The following is a 16,422-nucleotide window of genomic DNA, read 5'->3' as shown; positions in this document are numbered from 1 at the left end:
GCATCGACGAAACAGGAATTGTTGGATTTGGTCAGAGTGGAATACCGCAAGCTCGGTAACATTCTGGACACGCTGCCGGAGCCCTTGAGGCTGGCGAAGGATGGCGATGGCATCTCGCCCAAGGACATTGTCGGGCACAGGGCGCATTGGATCGAACTGTTTCGGAGCTGGTATTCGGACGGACAGGTTGGCAACCCGGTCCATTTTCCCGCCCGAGGCTACAAGTGGAATGAGCTCACACGATACAATGCGGATCTCCGGAGACGGCAGGCGAAGATGAGTTGGGACGACGCCGTTGCGCTGTTGCAAGTCAGGCACGATGACCTGTTGACCTTCCTGGAGAGCCTGTCGCAGGAAGATCTGTATGACAAACCGATGAAGGGTGGCCGAAATGCCTGGACGACTGGCCGCTGGGCGGAAGCTGCCGGTCCCAGTCACTACCGGTCGGCGGCAAAGTACCTGCGGCAACGGGTGAAGGCGTGGCGACGGGACCGGGAGTGAGGTGCCCGTCAGTCGGCCGAGGCTCCGCGTTCGCAGATCAGGTGCGGCGGCGCACCACGGCGACGTTGACCTCGTTCCAGATTTCGAACCCGAGCTTGCGGTAAAGCCCGATGGCGCCGTGATTGTCCGCATAGGCATGGAGAAACGGTGTGTCGCCGTCAGCCCGTATCCTGGCAGCAACATGAAGGGTGAGGGCGCTAGCAAGGCCGCGCCCCTGAAAGTCGGGATGGGTACAAAGCCCGCTGATTTCCCTGTAGCCGCTCAGGTTGAGCCGCGTTCCGCCCATCGCCGCGAGGCGGCCGTCAAGTCTCACTCCGAAAAAGGTGCCGAGTTCGGGCGTGCGGTCCGTGAAGGGACCGGGTTGTGTCAGTTCCGCCAGCGCGACCATTTCCGGAACATCTTCAACCGATAGGGGCTGGATCTCGGCATGCCGGGAAGGCGGCACGATCGCTGTTTTCTCGATCATCAGGACGCCGAGAGCTGTCTTTTCAGCGACAAGGTTCCCGGGCAGCAGAATGTCTTCCGCCTGCAGGAGAAAGGCACGATCGTCACCGGCTGGAAACAGGTCCTCGAGCGCGGCAAGTGCTTCGTCCGAATTGTCTTTTGCGGAAGCGAAAGGGGAAACGCCGGGATCAAAGCGCCGCGCGAGCGCGGTGCCCTGCGAGAATGCGGTCTGCCGTGTTGCGAGTGCCGACCATACAACGCGATTGAGAAGCTCGCTCATGTCAAGGCTCCGCGGGAGTGGGCAAGGTCATGACCTCATAGTGAGTGGCGGTTTCGTCCCAGCGACTCAGCACGTCCCGGGCTGCCGCGGGAACGTGGCTGCGCGCGTAGTCCGGACCCTGAAAGGCGACGACATCGTCGAGGCTGCTGAAGGTCATGATGGTTGCGAACTCGACCTCGTCTGCAAGGTCCCGCCGCAGAACGTCTATCCCGAGAAATCCCGGAATGGACAGGTCCCTGATCCCGGGAATGACTGTCCCGGAAAGGACGCTGAGATACCGGTCAGCATTGTCCGGTGTTGTCCAGCCATGCCAAATGCGCCTGATCACTGCGGTGTCTCCATGTTCGACGTGATGTCCTTCCAGTCCGGCAGCGGTTCGGCTTCGCGCCGGGAACTCAGGGGGCGGGCCTCTAGGGCGTCTTCAAGCTGTGATAGCTGTTGAAGCAGGCTGCCGTTCAGTCCGGAACAGGCATCCGCGACCGCCACGATGATGTCCGGCCAGAGCGTTTGCTGCAAATGCCGGACCAATGCCTGACCGTTTTCGCTCAGCGCAATCCTGGCGACGCGGCGATCACGCGGGTCCGGCAACGCCTCGACCAATCCGTCTGATTTCAGCTTGTTGACCATGCGTGTCACGCCCGGCTGGCTCAGGCCGACGGCGTCAGCCAGGCTTCCGATGCTCAGCGGCCCGTTCCGGTCGAGTGCCGCGAGAACCGGGTGATGGGATGCCGGCAGGTTTGTCTGCTGCGTCATCGCGCTGATCTCCTGGGTCTGTGCCTGCAGCTTTTCTCCCAGCCGCTTCAACCGGCTGCCAAGCGTTCCGTATCCAAGCGCACGGACGATATCTTCGACCATCGGGATCTCCCATTTATATAACAAGTAATATAACATGGTATGTAAATCAAGGCACTTGACAGGGATGGCAACTAAAAATAACCATTCAGTTATGGAACAAGTTGGTTATATAAGGGGCGACGCTTCGCTTGATGCCGTTTTTGCCGCGTTGTCCGATCCGACACGCAGAGCGATCCTGACGCGGTTGGCGGCTGGCGAGGCGTCTGTCAACGAAATTGCAGAGCCGTTCGACATGAGCCAGCCCGCGGTCTCCAAGCATCTGAAAGTGCTGGAGCGCGCAGGCCTGATCATGCGCGGTTCCGATCGTCAGCGGCGCCCGGCTAAATTGAATGCGGCTCCCATGAAGGAAGCCGTCGCCTGGCTGGAAGAATTCAGAAAGTCCTGGTCATCGAGTTTCGATCAGCTCGACACATTGCTCGATGAACTGAAAAACACGGAAAACTGGGAGAAATAGCGTGTCCTTGCCCGAGTATATTTTGGAAAGACGTTTCAATGCGCCGCGTGAGCTTGTCTGGAAAACATGGACGGAGCCCGACCTGCTCGCGCGCTGGTACGGACCGGGCGTGGAAACCGTCATTCACAAGCTGGATGTCAGGCCAGGCGGGCTCTGGTTGAACGAGATGAGATACGGTGGTGGCTCGCACTACCAGCGTGTCGAATACACCGAGGTCATTGAACCGGAAAGACTTGTCTGGCTGCATTCTGTGTCGGACGAGAACTGGGACCCGGCTTCCAATCCCATGATGCCGGACTGGCCGAGAACGCTCCTGACGACGGTGACCTTCACCGAGGCGGGCGACGATACGGAAATGCGCCTCGTGTGGACGCCTCATGAAGCGACAGATGCCGAAATATCCTGCTTTGCCGGAGCCATCAGCGGTCTCGACCAGGGCTGGGGCAAAGGCATGGAAATGCTGGCGGAGCTGCTGGTGGAACTCAAGGTTTGAACAAATTGAAAGGCCGCTCGCCTCGCTGGCGGGCGGCCTGTCGGACAGGGTGCCGGATTTTCCGTTCCGGCCGGTGCGCGAGGATCAGTCGTATTCCGGTCCACGCGCACGATAGGGGGTGATTTCCTTCCACGCCTTCATCAGCGTGTCGAGTTCGTTGTCGCTGTGCGGCGCCATGATGATCTGCGGCTTCACCAGGAGATCTCCGTGGCCGCCGGTCTTGTTTGGCAGGCCCTTTCCCTTCAGACGCATCGCCTTGCCGCTCGACGTGTTGGGCGGGATTGTCAGATTGACTGCGCCGGAAAGGGTCGGTGTGCGCACCTTTGCTCCCAGGACGGCTTCGTAAAGCGTGAGCGGGAGATCGAGGTGGAGATCCGTGCCCTTCATTTCGAACAGCTTGTGCGGCTTGATCCTGACTTCGACCATCGCGTCGCCGGCAGGACCGCCATGTTCTCCCGGATGGCCCTGGCCCTTGAGCCGGATCTTCTCACCTTCCTCGACACCTTTCGGCAGTGTCACGTTGACCGTCTTGCCGCTCGGCAGCGTAACCTGCGTCTTTCCCGAATTCACGATGTCCTCGAGCGACACGCGGGCGACGATGTCTGCATTCTTGCCCTTTTTTCGCGGCGGGGCCTTTGCGCGCGCACCGCCACCGGCAAAGCCGCCGGCACCCGGACCCGCACCTGCACCGGAGCGGCCGCCGCGACCGCCGAAACCGCCGAAGATATCGTTCAGGATGTCGTCGAAGCCGCCGCCACTGCCGCCGCCGCTGGAGCGGAAGCCCTGGGCCCCGCCGGCAGCCCCGAAATCTTCGAAGCCGGAGAAACCGTCAAACCCCTTTGACTGGAAGCGCTGCTTGCCTTCCGCGTCGATCTCGCCGCGATCGAACTGGGCGCGCTTATCCTTGTCACCCACGATTTCATAGGCCTGGTTGACCTCGGCAAAGCGCTGCTGTGCACCCGGATCGTCCTTGTTCTGATCAGGATGGTATTTCTTGGCCAACTTCCGAAAAGCCTTTTTAATGTCGCCCTCGCTGGCATTTTTCGCCACCCCGAGAACGCTGTAGGGATCTCGCATTCACATCACCAGGTATCTAAGATTTTCCGGCCGCCCGCCTCACGCGGAAACGCTTCGGACACATGACCTGCTCCGAAGCGCGCGTTTTCCTGAAGCTGAACTGACCGGACTTGTCTACTATATCGGAACGGAACAGGCAAAATTCCAGTCCTGCGCCGCGCAGATCCGCGCAACGGCTTGCGATGCACGGCTTGCCGGGGATCAGGCGTCGGTGACGCTGAGCGCCGTGACCGCGAATCTCTGGGTGATGTCCCGGCAGGCGGTTCCCGAATAAAGCCTTATCCCCGCAATGGTGTTAGCGGTCGTGTGGAAGGAAAGACACCCGGTCGCGTCGAACGTACCGGTTTCAATCTTCGTCAGCGTCCCCGAATTGCCGCTGACCGGGTTCAGCCAGGACAGCATGACGTTCTGGCTCTGCGCACCCAGATCCAGTTCACCGCTCAGCGTGTCGAGATTTTCGGCGATGACCGCGCGATCGTCCGCATTGACGTCGGAATAGGCCTGGTCTGATGACGAAGGAATGGATCCCGTGAGCACCGTCGGTGTCTCGACGTTGTTGCTGCCCATCGGCACCGTGACCTGTGCGCACCCGGCAAGGCAGACCGAGAGAAGCGATGCTGCGGCGACAAGGGGGTGGATCTTGCCGCGTCTGAGAGTATATGAACGCATAAGATACAATGTTTCAGACGGCCCCTTCACTGGCATATCCTTGCCGTGCTTCAGGCAGTCGAGTTCTTCGACAGGTAACCCATGACAGACCCCAAGCTTCCTACTGAAGAGTTAACAAAAGGTGACTTTGCGGACGTCAAGAAGCCATTTGACCTTTTTTCTGAATGGCTTGAGGATGCCAAGGGATCCGAACCCAACGATCCGAATGCGCTTGCGCTGGCAACGGTCGACGAAACCGGGCTGCCGAATGTGCGCATGGTCCTGCTCAAGGGTTTCGATGAGCGGGGCTTCGTCTTCTATACGAATTTCGAAAGCGCGAAGGGCGTCGAACTGCTGACGTCCGGAAAGGCTGCAATGTGCTTTCACTGGAAGTCCCTGAGACGGCAGGTGCGCATTCGGGGCGAGGTGCAAAAGGTGTCCGACGAGGAGGCGGACGCCTATTACCAGTCGCGACCGCGGGGCAGCCGGATCGGCGCCTGGGCGTCCAAACAGTCCAGATCGCTGGAAAGCCGGTTTGCGCTCGAAAAGGAAGTCGCAAAGTATACCGCGAAATTCGGTGTCGGTGACATTCCGCGCCCGGAGCACTGGTCCGGACTGCGTCTTGTGCCTACGTCGATCGAATTCTGGCATGACAGACCGTTCCGCCTGCACGACAGGATCGTGTTTTCGCGCAGCGCCGCCGACCAGCCCTGGGAGAAGGACAGGCTTTACCCGTAAGAACGGACGAGGGGGTGGTGAAAGTCCGTCATGATCCGCATCACAATAGGCGTTTCCAGCGGAAAAACAGGAACGTTGCCACCACCGACACGAACATCATTCCGAGCGAGAACAGAAACCCCTGTTCCCATTTGAGTTCGGGCATGTTGGTGAAATTCATGCCGTAGATGGACGCAATCAGCGTCGGGGGCAGGAAAACGAGACCCAGCACGGTGAAGATTTTCGAGATCTGGTTCTGTTCCAGCGTGACGAGGCCGACGGTCGCATCCAGCAGAAACGCGAGCTTGTTGTCCATCGCATCGGCGTGTTCCTTGATTGATCGCACATCACGCCCGTAGGTCTTGACTTCCGCGGCCTGGTCCTCGCCCAGGCCGACCCGCTTCGCATTGGTGTTGAGGAACAGCAGCGCGCGCGACAGGCTCGTGCACACGTCGTGCATCTTGGCGACGTGCAGGCCGACCTGTCCCAGTTGCTTGATGGCCACCTGGTAGCTTGCCGTCTTGCGCATGTTGAGGCCGTCTCCGAACACTTGAACGGCCAGTTCGTCATAACGGGCCGACGCGTTTTCCATTTCATCGGCGCAGCGGTCCACGATGATCTCGAGCAGAGCGAACAGCACGGCCGGACCCAGATGGGCGATCGTCGCGTCGCCTTGCACCTTCTTGGACAGGAGGGCGATCGACTTTGGCTCGCCATATCGGACGGTGACAAGCCGCTTTGAGCTGAGAACGAAGGTTACGGAAGACAGGATCGGGTCGAGCGTGCGCGTGGCCATCGGCATCTGAACCGTCATGACAAGCGCGCCGGGCTCGGCGTAAAGCCGCTCGGACGTCTCTATGGAGGCGATTTCGTCCCGTGTCGGAATTTCCGCGCCCATCAGTTTCTCGGCGGCTTTCTGCTCTTCCCGGGTCGGCGAGATGAGGTCGATCCAGACGGACGTGGAGGGCAAAGCCGTATCGGGGGCGAGTTCAATGCGTTCAAGACCATTCACGGAAGGGCAGTAGGCAATGATCATCAAGTCAGACTCCGCACGGTCAGGCCGCGCATTGCCGGCCTGCATTTTGTTCCGTATCTGGCAAGAAACTGACGTTGGCCGCATGCACCCGGCGTCCGGGTAGAACCGGCGGCATGTGCAGGACACTCCGCGAAGGGCGCGTGACCTGCAGTGCCATCCACAAGGGACCCATGCCCTCCGGACGCGGTGTTCGTGAGCGTTTTTGCGCGCACGTGCCAAGGCAAACCGGAGGTGCCGATCCGTAAGCGACCTGGGTCGAACGCGATTCTCGACAGACCTTAGTGGGCGCAGTTTGCCCAACACGTTGGCACACGGCAAGCGTGTTGGAACCCGAAAGGATGCGGTTCGCAGTTCGCGTGGACCGAAATATGGTCCCTTTTCATCGTGCCGCGTTGCGGCGGACGACTACTTGTTTTTCTTTGTCGAAGCGCCCGAATTCTTGCAAAGGGCGGCTGCGTTCAGTGCAGCGATTCCGACAGGCTTATATTGATTTTCCAATTTGGCTCCCGCCGGTACTTCTGCAGCCGGTTGGGATGTTTGCTCAGACATTTTTCCAAGGTCCGTTGTTTGTTACCAGTTCCCGCTCACTGGCGTTTCGATGCGCGGATAATTGCGGGCCGCGTGCATGTCGTGTCCAATTGCGGCATTCAAAGGGCAAGCTTCTGCAAACCTCAGAAAACTCGCAACCAGCATCGGAATGATGCGCTTCTTTAGCCGTCTCAGCCAGTCAAATTCTATAACAGGATGTAACGCTAGGGCAGCGAATTTGAAGTAATGGATTAAGTAAAATTTAACTTTCTTTTATGCGGACGGCCATTTGAGGCAAGTACGCGCGGCATTTCACAAAATATAGGAACGATAGGAAGAGGGAGATCTACGCGTCAGGGCGAAAGAAATGCCCTTTATACATCGCGCAATTGCAAGCATTCCGGTCAGCAAGGTTAGTAATAGGCCCGCAAGAATGAGGTTCGTTGAAAAATCCGCTCCCAGGATAACCATGATTACACCGGAACAGCTCCCGATAACCATCAGGGCAATTGTCGTTCTGATGTAATAGTAGTGAGAGAAAAGATTTTCTTCTTCCTGGTTGGCGTAACTTGCTGAAAAGAACAAGGCCAGCGGCGCCAGCAAGACAGTGCATATTGAGATGTAGCAGAGCACGATGTTGCCAAAGCCGGGTGTGAACAGGCCCTTGGCGCTGACAGTTTCTGCCTGCCGGTGCGCATCGGAATCGTGACAGATTTCGTCGGTGGAGTGTCGGGAGTTCATTCCAATCGTGCACGGCTCCTTGCTTTTAAGGCTTTTTTCCCACCTCAGACGCAGAATGATTCGTACCTTGACGCAAGGAATTATGAAGTGTGCACCGCATAAGTGAAGTTCTAATTTGACAAATAGTCCGCAAACACAAAAAACAGACGGGGTCTTGGTGATCGCACACCCGATGCTCGTGCCGCGATCCGGGTTGGAAACAGATGAAACGCTATGCAGTCCATAGAACAGCTTCCGCGCCGGCGAGCCGCACGATCGCTTCGGTCGCGCTTGCGATCACGGTAACTGCGTTTGCAGCTAAGCGTTTCGGCTACATCGACGCAGATGTCTTCGTCCTCTCGCTCTTGTTTGCCGCCTGCGTTGCGCTGCTTGCGCTCCTGGCCGCATGTGTTGCCTTTCAGCGGATCTGGAGCAAGGGAGGCCCGGGTGTTCCGGCTGCCTTGACCGGGGTCTTTCTCGGGCTTGCGGCGCTTTTCCCGCCGGCGGTTGTCGTCGGAATGCTGATCACGAGCGGCGGCGTGAACGATATCGCGACCAACCCTGTGGACCCACCCGAACTGAAAACCCAGGCCCTGGCCGAACAGCAGCCGTTCTTGAACTGGACCACGGATCTTCTCAGGGAGAAGGCATTTCCGCTGCTGTCCGAGTTGTCGCCTCAAGCCGCTTTCCAGGGCCTTGAACCGGATCGCCGGGCAGTGGATATCGTTCCGCGCAGGTACAGGATTGCACCCGGCCAATTGCACGTTGCCGGTGCCAAGGCGCTGGAAAACCTGAACTGGACGATCGTCGATGAGTTGCCGCCCGACCTGCTCGACGCCGCAACGCGCCTTCAGGCCGAAGGGGAAACGCGTGTCCTTGGCCTGAAATTCGACGTGGCGTTGAGAATACGCCCCGACACGGTTGGAGCCCTCTTGGATGTACGTTCGCGGTCCAGAACCTCCTTGCGGGACCTGTCGACCAATGCCGGGCAGATCAGGACCGTTTTCGACGAGATCGATCGTGTTCTGCTGGAAACCTACGGAAACCTTGCCCGTCTTTCGGTTGAAGAGGGAGAGGAGGAAGAGGACCTGCCGCCGGTTGTTCTTGAAGATCAGAGGGAGGTCATTCCGCTGCCTGGCTTCAAGCCCTATTTTGAGGATGGCGAGACCACCGATCCGGAAGCGTCGGACCTGCCGGACCTGGAAGGCTGACGATCTACCGGGTCGCCTTGAAACGGGCGGAAAGCGAAATACCGGGTCTTGCCGTCGCCAGGCCCCGCTCGGCAAGATCCTCCAGATGCGCAAAAACCGAAAGCGATGCCGCCGGATGAAGCGATGGGTCGACGGATGCGTAGAGCGTGGCGACGATCTCCGGGATAGATCTTTCCACCGCCGAAATCTCCGACAGAATGGACTGTTCGCGCTGCAGACGGTGCTGCTTCAGATCCGCGACATAGGCTGGCGCGTTGTCGATGTGTCCGCCGTGCCCCGGGTAGTAGGTCTGTTCCGGCCGCGCCAGAAGTGTCTCGAGCGACGCCATGTAGTCCCGCATGGACCCGTCGGGAGGTGCGACTATGGAGGTAGACCATCCCATCACATGATCCGCTGACAGGAGCACATCTTCCCCGGATATGGCAAAGCAGAGGTGGTTCGCAGTGTGACCCGGTGTTGCAATTGTTTCGATGGAGACTTCGCTTGCGTCGTAAACGTCACCGTCCCGCAGCAGCTGATCGGGTTTATGATCCTTGTCACCGCTGCTGTCGAGCGGATTGACCTCGTTTTCCATCAACGCCCGTGCAGCCCGGTGCGGACCGCAGCCGACAATCGGCGCACCGGTCCGGCGTTGCAGCAAGCGTGCGCCCGGTGAATGATCCATATGCGTGTGGCTGACCAGGATGGCGTCCAGCACGCTTCCCTCGATCGCGCTGAGGATGGTGTCGATATGATTCTCCAGCGCGGGCCCCGGATCGACCACCACGGTCCGCCTCGTTCCGATCAGGTAGGTGTTGGTGCCCCGGAAGGTGAATGGACCCGGATTGCGGGCAGTCAGTCGCCGGAGGCCGGGAAGAAGTTCGACGGCGGTGCCGTGGTCAGGATCGAAATCGAGATTGTGTTTCATTTTGTCCGGCGGAACGTCTCGGTCGGATGGAAAGGAGCGTCTGTCTTCATGAACGTCCGCCAACGAACAGCCTTTGGCAACTCCCAATTTCGACCTGGAACGGCGCCGGCCCGCCGTCATTTGTCTGACGTTAGAATCAGCTAGTGCCTCAAAAAGTGCCGGGATCGCCTGGAAAATCCGGACCGGTCTTGCCGGCGCGGGTGCGGTTCTTCGTCGAATGAAAAGAAAGCTGATGCACTTCGGACACAGAATATTTCTTCTTCGTGGGCTAGAATGAATTGAAAATGACCAAGGCTCAAAACCGGGAACGTGGTGCTTTAGACATGGCAGATGATCAGGAATGCCGGTTCGAAGTTGTCCTGGGCCTGCCCCGTGAACGGGCATTCTCGCTCTTCGTCGACAGGCTTGACACATGGTGGACGTCGCCGTTCCGGGATGCCGGTGAAAGCGGGGTCGAACCGCATATCGAGCCCTGTGTGGGCGGGCGCTGCTACGAAATCGACGGCAACGGCACCAGCCGCAACTGGGGAACTGTGCTTTCGATCGAGCCGCCGATCTACATCCGCTTGGCGTGGCAGGTCTCTCTGGAGGGGGAAGAAGTCGCCGATCCTCTCACCGCCAGCCGGGTGATGGTCAACTTCCGGGAGGCTGGAGAAAACACCCGGGTTGAGATCGTTCACACGGAGTTCCTGCGCCATGGTGAAAACGGCGCGGACTATTGCGCCTTCATGCGGCAAGAGAACGGATGGCCCCGGATGATATCCGGATTGAAATCCGCGGCGCAGACGGCATCCTGGCGATAACTCGCAGAGAGCGCATGCCAATCGCATTGCTGTCGCTTCGCTGACATGGAAGCTGTGGTAAGGCAGCAGCAGCCTTTGTCCCAAAACCTGATTTCGACCTTGCAAATTACTGAGGCGACGAAATAGTGTGCGGCAATTGAGGCGTAACCCACAGGTTTCCGATCTTGCGCTCGTTTTCATGTCTTCCATGTCTGTAGAGGAAACGCCCGAAGGGCATCCCCCCGCATCGCCGCTCACCAGGATCGGCGAGGCGCGCTGGATCCTTCTGACCGCCCTTTGTGCGGCACTGGCTGCCGTCCTGATGTTCCAGGTGCCGTTCTGGCCTGCAGCGGGCGCCGTCGTTCTGATGACCGTCGTCGCCGCCTTTGTCCCCAGACGGTCCGCGAGCAGGCGCGTGAAACTGAACACCCAGCGCGAGATCCGGCGGATGTGGCCGGGCACGGGCATGAAGGTGACGGTCGACGCCCTGCCGACACCCTGCTTCGTCGCCGACGGACGCGGGATCACGCGCTACGTCAATGCCAAGGCCCATGCGATTTATGAGGGTGTGAAGCCGGGGGATCCGTTGTCGTTTTCACTGCGCGCGCCGTCATTGCTCGAGGCGTTTGACCGCGTGTGCAGTTCCGGGAAGGAAGAGCGCATATCCTGGATCGAAAAGGTGCCGACCGAAACCTGGTACGAAGCGCATATTGCCCCGATATACATGCCCGGCTCGGCAAACCACGGGCGCACCCATCTTCCGGACTTCATTCTGGTGGTCATCCAGGACCTGACGGAAAACCGGCGTCTGGAGCGCATGCGGACCGACTTCGTTGCAAACGCGAGCCATGAATTGCGCACACCCCTGGCATCGCTGACGGGGTTTATCGAAACGATACAGGGGCCTGCAAAAAACGATCCCGATGCCCAGGACCGGTTCTTGTCGATCATGCTGGACCAGGCGGCGCGCATGCGCCGGCTTATCGACGACATCCTGTCTCTCTCGCGAATCGAGCTGAAGGCCCATGTGCGGCCGGTGACCGTGGTCGACCTTGCGGAGATCGTGCGCCACACGGCGGATGCACTGTCGCCCCTCGCACGCGATCTCGATGTCGACATCCGGATTGACCTGCCGGACGGGCCGACGAGACTGCGGGGGGACCGCGACGAACTCATTCAGGTTGCGGAAAACCTGATGGAAAATGCGCTGAAATACGGCAGTTCCGGCAAGTATGTCGACGTTTCGCTGCGCCTGATGCAGGAAACGGATGTTGATCCGGTGTGGGTCTTCTCGATCCGGGACTACGGGGAGGGCATACCGAAGGAGCATCTGCCCAGGCTGACCGAGCGGTTTTACCGCGTCGACGTGGAGTCCAGCAGGGCCCTGAAGGGGACCGGCCTGGGACTTGCGATCGTCAAGCACATCCTGACCCGCCACAAGGCGCGTATGGAAGTGGAGAGCGAGCCGGGTGAGGGCGCGACCTTCAAGATCTACCTTCCGGCTCTTGAGGAAGCGGAAGACCCGGCCGAGCACTCTCAAAGAAGCTAGCACGTGCAAGGGTTGCCGCGTCTGCAATTGCCCCACCGTTAATTGGGTGAAGGACTCAGGTACCCGGAAATCGGATGTGACTTTCTGCGTCGCAGTTTCTGACACAAAACAGTCAAATTATCCATAAAGCTATTTATTTTCAATAAGTTAAATTGTCACACAACTGATAAGAAATTGTCATAGAACTCTCATCCACGGGGCCTACGGTCCCCGCATCGTTCACGCACGTAACGCGTGGCGACTATCCATAAACCTTGACATTCAAAGGGAGTGGTCAAGTGAAATTTACGACCCTCGTAAGCGCAACTGCCCTCGCGGTTGCATCCACTGCATTCGTTGGCGCAGCCCAGGCTCGCGACCAGGTCCAAGTTGCTGGTTCTTCCACGGTTCTTCCCTACGCTTCCATCGTAGCTGAAGCTTTCGGCGAAAACACCGACTTCCCGACGCCGGTTGTTGAGTCCGGTGGGTCTTCCGCTGGCCTCAAGCGTTTCTGCGAAGGCGTTGGCGAGAACACCATCGACGTTGCCAATGCGTCCCGCAAGATCCGCGACAAGGAAATCAAGGCCTGCGCCGAAGCTGGCGTCAAGGACATCATCGAAGTCCGCATCGGCTACGACGGCATCGTCTTCGCTTCGCAGAAGGATGGTCCTGCCTTCACCGCTTTCGAACCGGTTGACGTGTTCAACGCTCTCGGTGCCAAGGTCCTCAAGGACGGCCAGATCGTCGACAACCCGTACAACACGTGGGCCGAGTTCAATTCCGACCTGCCGGATGTCGACATTGCTGCCTTCATCCCGGGCACCAAGCACGGCACCCGCGAAGTCTTCGAAGAGAAGGTTCTTGCAGTTGGTTGTGAAGAGTCCGGCGCCCTGAAGGCCATGATCGACGGTGGCATGTCTGAAGACGACGCTGAAGATGCCTGCATCGCGGTTCGTCGTGACGGCAAGTCCGTAGACATCGACGGTGACTACACCGAGACCCTCGCCCGCATCGACACCAACCCGAACGGCATCGGCGTTTTCGGTCTCGCGTTCTACGAGAACAACACCGACAAGCTTAAGGTTGCGACCATGAGCGGCATCGCTCCGTCCACCGAGACGATCGCATCCGGTGAGTATCCGGTTTCCCGCCCGCTGTACTTCTACGTCAAGAAGGCGCACATCGGCGTGATCCCGGGTCTGAAGGAATACGCTCAGTTCTTCATCGCTGACGAAATTGCCGGTCCTCAGGGCCCGCTGGCACAGTACGGTCTGGTTTCCGACCCGGAGCTGGCGGCTGTGCAGGCTTCCGTCAACAACGAAGAAACAATGAAGTAATCGAGCCCTTGCTCGATCGAGGGGCGGCAGTTTCCGCCGCCCCTTTTTCTTTTCGCTTTTCGTTACATTTCCGGGGGAGCAAATGCCTTTGTTCTGGCTCATCTTGATCGTGCTTGCCATCGCTGCGGTGGGGTACGTTCTGGGGCGGTCGCGGGCCATGTCCAGCGCCGGGGGGGAGCTCTCAGCTCTGCATTCCCTGCCGTCCTATTACGGGGCAAACGTTGCGATGAAGGTGGTTGTCCCTGCCTTCCTGCTCCTCATTGTCTGGCTGCTCGCGCAGCCGTTTTACGTTAACAGCGTCATTTCGGGCATGATTCCCGAAACGTCGATCGAAGAAGGGTCGTCCCGGGGGCTGGTGCTTGCCGAGGTGCGCCGCGCCGCGAGAGGCCTTGACAACGTCGTTGCAAGCGGTGCGATGACCGAGGAGTTCGCGCGTAACGCCCGCGCCGACTTCGCCGATATCAGCGCACGCCTCAGGGATGCCGGCCAGATCGTGACGTCCGAGATCACGCAACCGATCCTGCGTGCCGCACAGCGCTATCGAATTCTGAATTCGACCGGCAACCTGATCATGTCGATCGTGGTCGTTCTGGTCGCATTGTTTGGCGCGTTCTGGGCGCTGCGAGAGACCAATGCAGAGTTCAGGGCCCGCAACGTCGTCGAGCAGGGCATCAAGGCGATCCTGATCGCGGCGGCATCCATCGCCATTTTGACGACGATCGGAATTGTGCTCTCGCTGGTGTTCAATACCTGGGAGTTTTTCCGGCTGTACCCTGCTTCGGATTTCTTTTTCGGTTTGACCTGGTCGCCGAGTTTCTCAGGACGCGGCAGTTCCTCCCAGCTCGGCATCCTGCCGTTGCTCTGGGGCACGTTTTACATTTCCATCGTTGCGCTACTTGTCGCCGTGCCGATCGGCCTTTTCGCCGCGGTCTACCTGTCGGAATATGCCGGGCCGAAAGTTCGTGCCGTCGCCAAACCGCTGCTCGAGGTTCTGGCCGGTATCCCGACCATCGTCTACGGCCTCTTTGCGCTTCTGACGGTCGGCCCGCTGCTTTTGTCCGTCTTCGGCAACGAGGGATTGGGAATCATGCAGGCCGGAACGGCGGTCATGACCGCGGGCCTCGTCATGGGCATCATGCTGATCCCCTTCGTAAGCTCGCTCTCGGATGACATCATCAACGCCGTGCCGCAGGCGATGCGCGACGGTTCATACGGTCTTGGAGCCACCAAGTCCGAAACGGTGCGCCAGGTGATCCTGCCGGCTGCGCTTCCCGGGATCGTCGGTGCGATCCTGCTCGCGGCCTCGCGGGCCATCGGCGAAACCATGATCGTGGTGCTCGGCGCCGGCGCGGCCGCGCGTCTCAGCCTCAATCCCTTCGAGGCCATGACAACCGTCACCGCCAAGATCGTCAGCCAGCTGACGGGCGACGCGGACTTTGCCTCACCGGTTGCGCTGGTCGCCTTCGCGCTCGGCATGACACTCTTCGTGATAACCCTGGGTCTCAATATTGTCGCACTCTACATCGTGCGCAAATACCGGGAGCAGTATGACTGATGACCGACGCAACACTTCCTCCCGAGACATCCGCATCACCCGCAAAAGATCCGGGGCAGCCGAAGTCGCTTTACGCGCTCGATGATCTGACGCGCAAACGCAACGCCGCGGAAAAGCGCTTCCAGGCCTACGGCATCGGGGCGATTCTAATCGGACTCTTCTTCCTTGTTGTCCTGGCCTACGCGATCATTTCGCAGGGCATTCCCGCCTTCTCGCGCACTGTGGTCGAGGTCGAATTTACCCTGACGCAGGAGCAGTACGACGCGGCTGAGAGCACGCTTTTCAAGACCAGGGCTTACGAAGAGATCTTCATCAACGCCCTGTCCGGCCAGCTTCAGAACAGCGGCATCGAAACAGCGGTCGAGCCGGAAGCCATCGAGCGCATCGTCGGCAAGCCGGGCAGCACCATCCGCGAGTTCTTCCGGGAAAACGAGGACCAGCTGGGCCAACCGGTCCGGTTCGACCTGGCGGCGTCATCCAGGGTGGACGGCTACATGAGCGGCCGGATCACCCGTGAGGGCATGACCGACAGCCGCTTCCTGATGTCATCGGATCTGGACGTCGTTGACAATCTGGTCGAGGCGGGTGTCATCAAGACGGTGTTCAACTGGCCCTTCATCACCGGTGCCGATGCGGGCGTCGACAATGCGGCTGCCGCAGGCATTGGCGCTTCCGTGATCGGGTCCTTCTTCATGATGCTGGTGGTGTTGTTCCTGTCGCTTCCGATCGGGGTCGCCGCATCCATCTATCTGGAGGAATTCGCCCCGCAGAACAGGTTTACCGACCTGATCGAGGTGAACATCTCGAACCTTGCCGCCGTTCCCTCGATCGTGTTCGGTATTCTGGGCCTGGCGGTGTTCATCCAGTTCATGCATCTGCCGCAATCCGCGCCGCTGGTTGGCGGACTGGTGCTGACGCTGATGACGCTGCCGACAATCATTATCTCCACGCGTGCGTCGTTGAAGGCGGTTCCACCGAGCATCCGCGATGCTGCGCTCGGTGTCGGGGCCTCCAAGATGCAGGCGATCTTCCACCATGTGCTTCCCCTGGCCATGCCCGGTATCCTGACCGGCACTATCATTGGCCTTGCGCAGGCCCTGGGTGAGACGGCGCCGCTTCTCCTGATCGGCATGGTCGGTTTCGTTGCGCGCGGATACCCGGACGGCTTCATTGCCGGTTTCACCGAGCCGAACTCGGCAATGCCGGCCCAGATCTATACTTGGGCAGCACGGTCCGATCTGGCCTTTACGGAAAAAGCCTGGGGCGGAATTATCGTCCTCCTCATCTTCCTCCTTTCGATGAATATTATCGCGATCATCCTGCGCCGCAGGTTTGAGCGCCGCTGGTAA

The 16,422-nt window shown here is 59.4% G+C and carries 18 protein-coding genes; 10 read left to right on the top strand and 8 right to left on the bottom strand.

Going from position 1 to position 16,422, the window contains the following annotated elements:
* The first annotated feature begins 36 nt into the window (after positions 1-36).
* Positions 37-501: a ClbS/DfsB family four-helix bundle protein gene (locus tag ACO08A_RS03260; protein WP_422039808.1), complete on the top strand. Its 465-nt coding sequence runs from the start codon at positions 37-39 to the stop codon at positions 499-501.
* 37 nt (positions 502-538) lie between these two features.
* Here ACO08A_RS03260 and ACO08A_RS03255 read toward each other — a convergent pair whose 3' ends face one another.
* The 3 genes from ACO08A_RS03255 to ACO08A_RS03245 are packed head-to-tail and all read right to left on the bottom strand — an operon-like array spanning position 539 to position 2,080.
* Positions 539-1,225, bottom strand: coding sequence for a GNAT family N-acetyltransferase (locus ACO08A_RS03255; protein WP_422039807.1), 687 nt, complete (start codon positions 1,223-1,225; stop codon positions 539-541).
* Position 1,226: 1 nt separating this feature from the next.
* Complete coding sequence (locus tag ACO08A_RS03250; protein WP_422039806.1) at positions 1,227-1,553, bottom strand: antibiotic biosynthesis monooxygenase family protein; 327 nt, start codon at positions 1,551-1,553, stop codon at positions 1,227-1,229.
* Positions 1,550-2,080: a MarR family winged helix-turn-helix transcriptional regulator gene (locus ACO08A_RS03245; protein WP_422039805.1), complete on the bottom strand. Its 531-nt coding sequence runs from the start codon at positions 2,078-2,080 to the stop codon at positions 1,550-1,552. Before ACO08A_RS03245 ends, ACO08A_RS03250 begins: the two co-directional genes overlap by 4 nt.
* Before the next feature lie 91 nt (positions 2,081-2,171).
* Between ACO08A_RS03245 and ACO08A_RS03240 the strand changes: the two genes are divergently transcribed.
* Positions 2,172-2,534: an ArsR/SmtB family transcription factor gene (locus ACO08A_RS03240; RefSeq protein WP_422039804.1), complete on the top strand. Its 363-nt coding sequence runs from the start codon at positions 2,172-2,174 to the stop codon at positions 2,532-2,534.
* A gap of 1 nt (position 2,535) precedes the next feature.
* Positions 2,536-3,027, top strand: coding sequence for an SRPBCC family protein (locus ACO08A_RS03235; RefSeq protein WP_422039803.1), 492 nt, complete (start codon positions 2,536-2,538; stop codon positions 3,025-3,027).
* Positions 3,028-3,111: 84 nt separating this feature from the next.
* On the opposite strand, the gene ACO08A_RS03230 is transcribed toward ACO08A_RS03235, so the two are convergent.
* Together ACO08A_RS03230 and ACO08A_RS03225 are read right to left on the bottom strand one after the other, a co-directional pair.
* On the bottom strand, positions 3,112-4,104 hold the full coding sequence (locus ACO08A_RS03230; RefSeq protein ID WP_422039802.1) for a DnaJ C-terminal domain-containing protein: 993 nt from the start codon (positions 4,102-4,104) through the stop codon (positions 3,112-3,114).
* Positions 4,105-4,305: 201 nt separating this feature from the next.
* Positions 4,306-4,773: an RT0821/Lpp0805 family surface protein gene (locus tag ACO08A_RS03225; protein ID WP_422039801.1), complete on the bottom strand. Its 468-nt coding sequence runs from the start codon at positions 4,771-4,773 to the stop codon at positions 4,306-4,308.
* Positions 4,774-4,854: 81 nt separating this feature from the next.
* Here ACO08A_RS03225 and pdxH point away from each other — a divergent pair, with 81 nt between their 5' ends.
* On the top strand, positions 4,855-5,490 hold the full coding sequence (gene pdxH, locus ACO08A_RS03220) for a pyridoxamine 5'-phosphate oxidase (RefSeq protein WP_421981789.1): 636 nt from the start codon (positions 4,855-4,857) through the stop codon (positions 5,488-5,490).
* 40 nt (positions 5,491-5,530) lie between these two features.
* Here the strand turns inward: pdxH and ACO08A_RS03215 are convergent, their stop codons facing one another.
* Both ACO08A_RS03215 and ACO08A_RS03210 read right to left on the bottom strand, forming a co-directional pair.
* Entirely contained in the window at positions 5,531-6,505 is a 975-nt protein-coding gene (locus ACO08A_RS03215) for a magnesium transporter CorA family protein (protein WP_422039800.1), read from the bottom strand.
* Between the two features lie 840 nt (positions 6,506-7,345).
* Positions 7,346-7,774: a hypothetical protein gene (locus ACO08A_RS03210; protein ID WP_422039799.1), complete on the bottom strand. Its 429-nt coding sequence runs from the start codon at positions 7,772-7,774 to the stop codon at positions 7,346-7,348.
* 203 nt (positions 7,775-7,977) lie between these two features.
* Between ACO08A_RS03210 and ACO08A_RS03205 the strand changes: the two genes are divergently transcribed.
* Positions 7,978-8,964 carry a DUF1499 domain-containing protein gene (locus ACO08A_RS03205; RefSeq protein ID WP_422039798.1) on the top strand — a complete coding sequence of 329 codons (987 nt, stop codon included), beginning with the start codon at positions 7,978-7,980 and terminating at the stop codon, positions 8,962-8,964.
* 4 nt (positions 8,965-8,968) lie between these two features.
* On the opposite strand, the gene ACO08A_RS03200 is transcribed toward ACO08A_RS03205, so the two are convergent.
* Positions 8,969-9,871: an MBL fold metallo-hydrolase gene (locus ACO08A_RS03200; protein WP_422039797.1), complete on the bottom strand. Its 903-nt coding sequence runs from the start codon at positions 9,869-9,871 to the stop codon at positions 8,969-8,971.
* Positions 9,872-10,194: 323 nt separating this feature from the next.
* Here ACO08A_RS03200 and ACO08A_RS03195 point away from each other — a divergent pair, with 323 nt between their 5' ends.
* The 5 genes from ACO08A_RS03195 to pstA all read left to right on the top strand — a co-directional run bounded on the left by ACO08A_RS03195 (position 10,195) and on the right by pstA (position 16,422).
* The gene (locus ACO08A_RS03195; protein ID WP_422039796.1) at positions 10,195-10,674 is read left to right on the top strand and encodes an SRPBCC family protein; all 480 of its coding nucleotides are present in this window, start codon (positions 10,195-10,197) and stop codon (positions 10,672-10,674) included.
* 187 nt (positions 10,675-10,861) lie between these two features.
* Positions 10,862-12,202 carry an ATP-binding protein gene (locus tag ACO08A_RS03190; RefSeq protein WP_422039795.1) on the top strand — a complete coding sequence of 447 codons (1,341 nt, stop codon included), beginning with the start codon at positions 10,862-10,864 and terminating at the stop codon, positions 12,200-12,202.
* 278 nt (positions 12,203-12,480) lie between these two features.
* Positions 12,481-13,518 carry a substrate-binding domain-containing protein gene (locus ACO08A_RS03185; protein ID WP_421981796.1) on the top strand — a complete coding sequence of 346 codons (1,038 nt, stop codon included), beginning with the start codon at positions 12,481-12,483 and terminating at the stop codon, positions 13,516-13,518.
* Positions 13,519-13,600: 82 nt separating this feature from the next.
* Positions 13,601-15,073, top strand: a complete 1,473-nt coding sequence (gene pstC, locus ACO08A_RS03180; protein WP_421981797.1) for a phosphate ABC transporter permease subunit PstC — start codon at positions 13,601-13,603, stop codon at positions 15,071-15,073.
* On the top strand, positions 15,073-16,422 hold the full coding sequence (gene pstA / locus ACO08A_RS03175; RefSeq protein WP_422039794.1) for a phosphate ABC transporter permease PstA: 1,350 nt from the start codon (positions 15,073-15,075) through the stop codon (positions 16,420-16,422). The genes pstC and pstA overlap by 1 nt, the downstream gene beginning before the upstream one ends.

This window comes from Roseibium sp. (assembly GCF_965232425.1).
Lineage (GTDB): Bacteria > Pseudomonadota > Alphaproteobacteria > Rhizobiales > Stappiaceae > Roseibium.
Note: the sequence above shows the minus strand (reverse complement) of the source record. Positions and strands in the feature narration are given on the sequence as shown.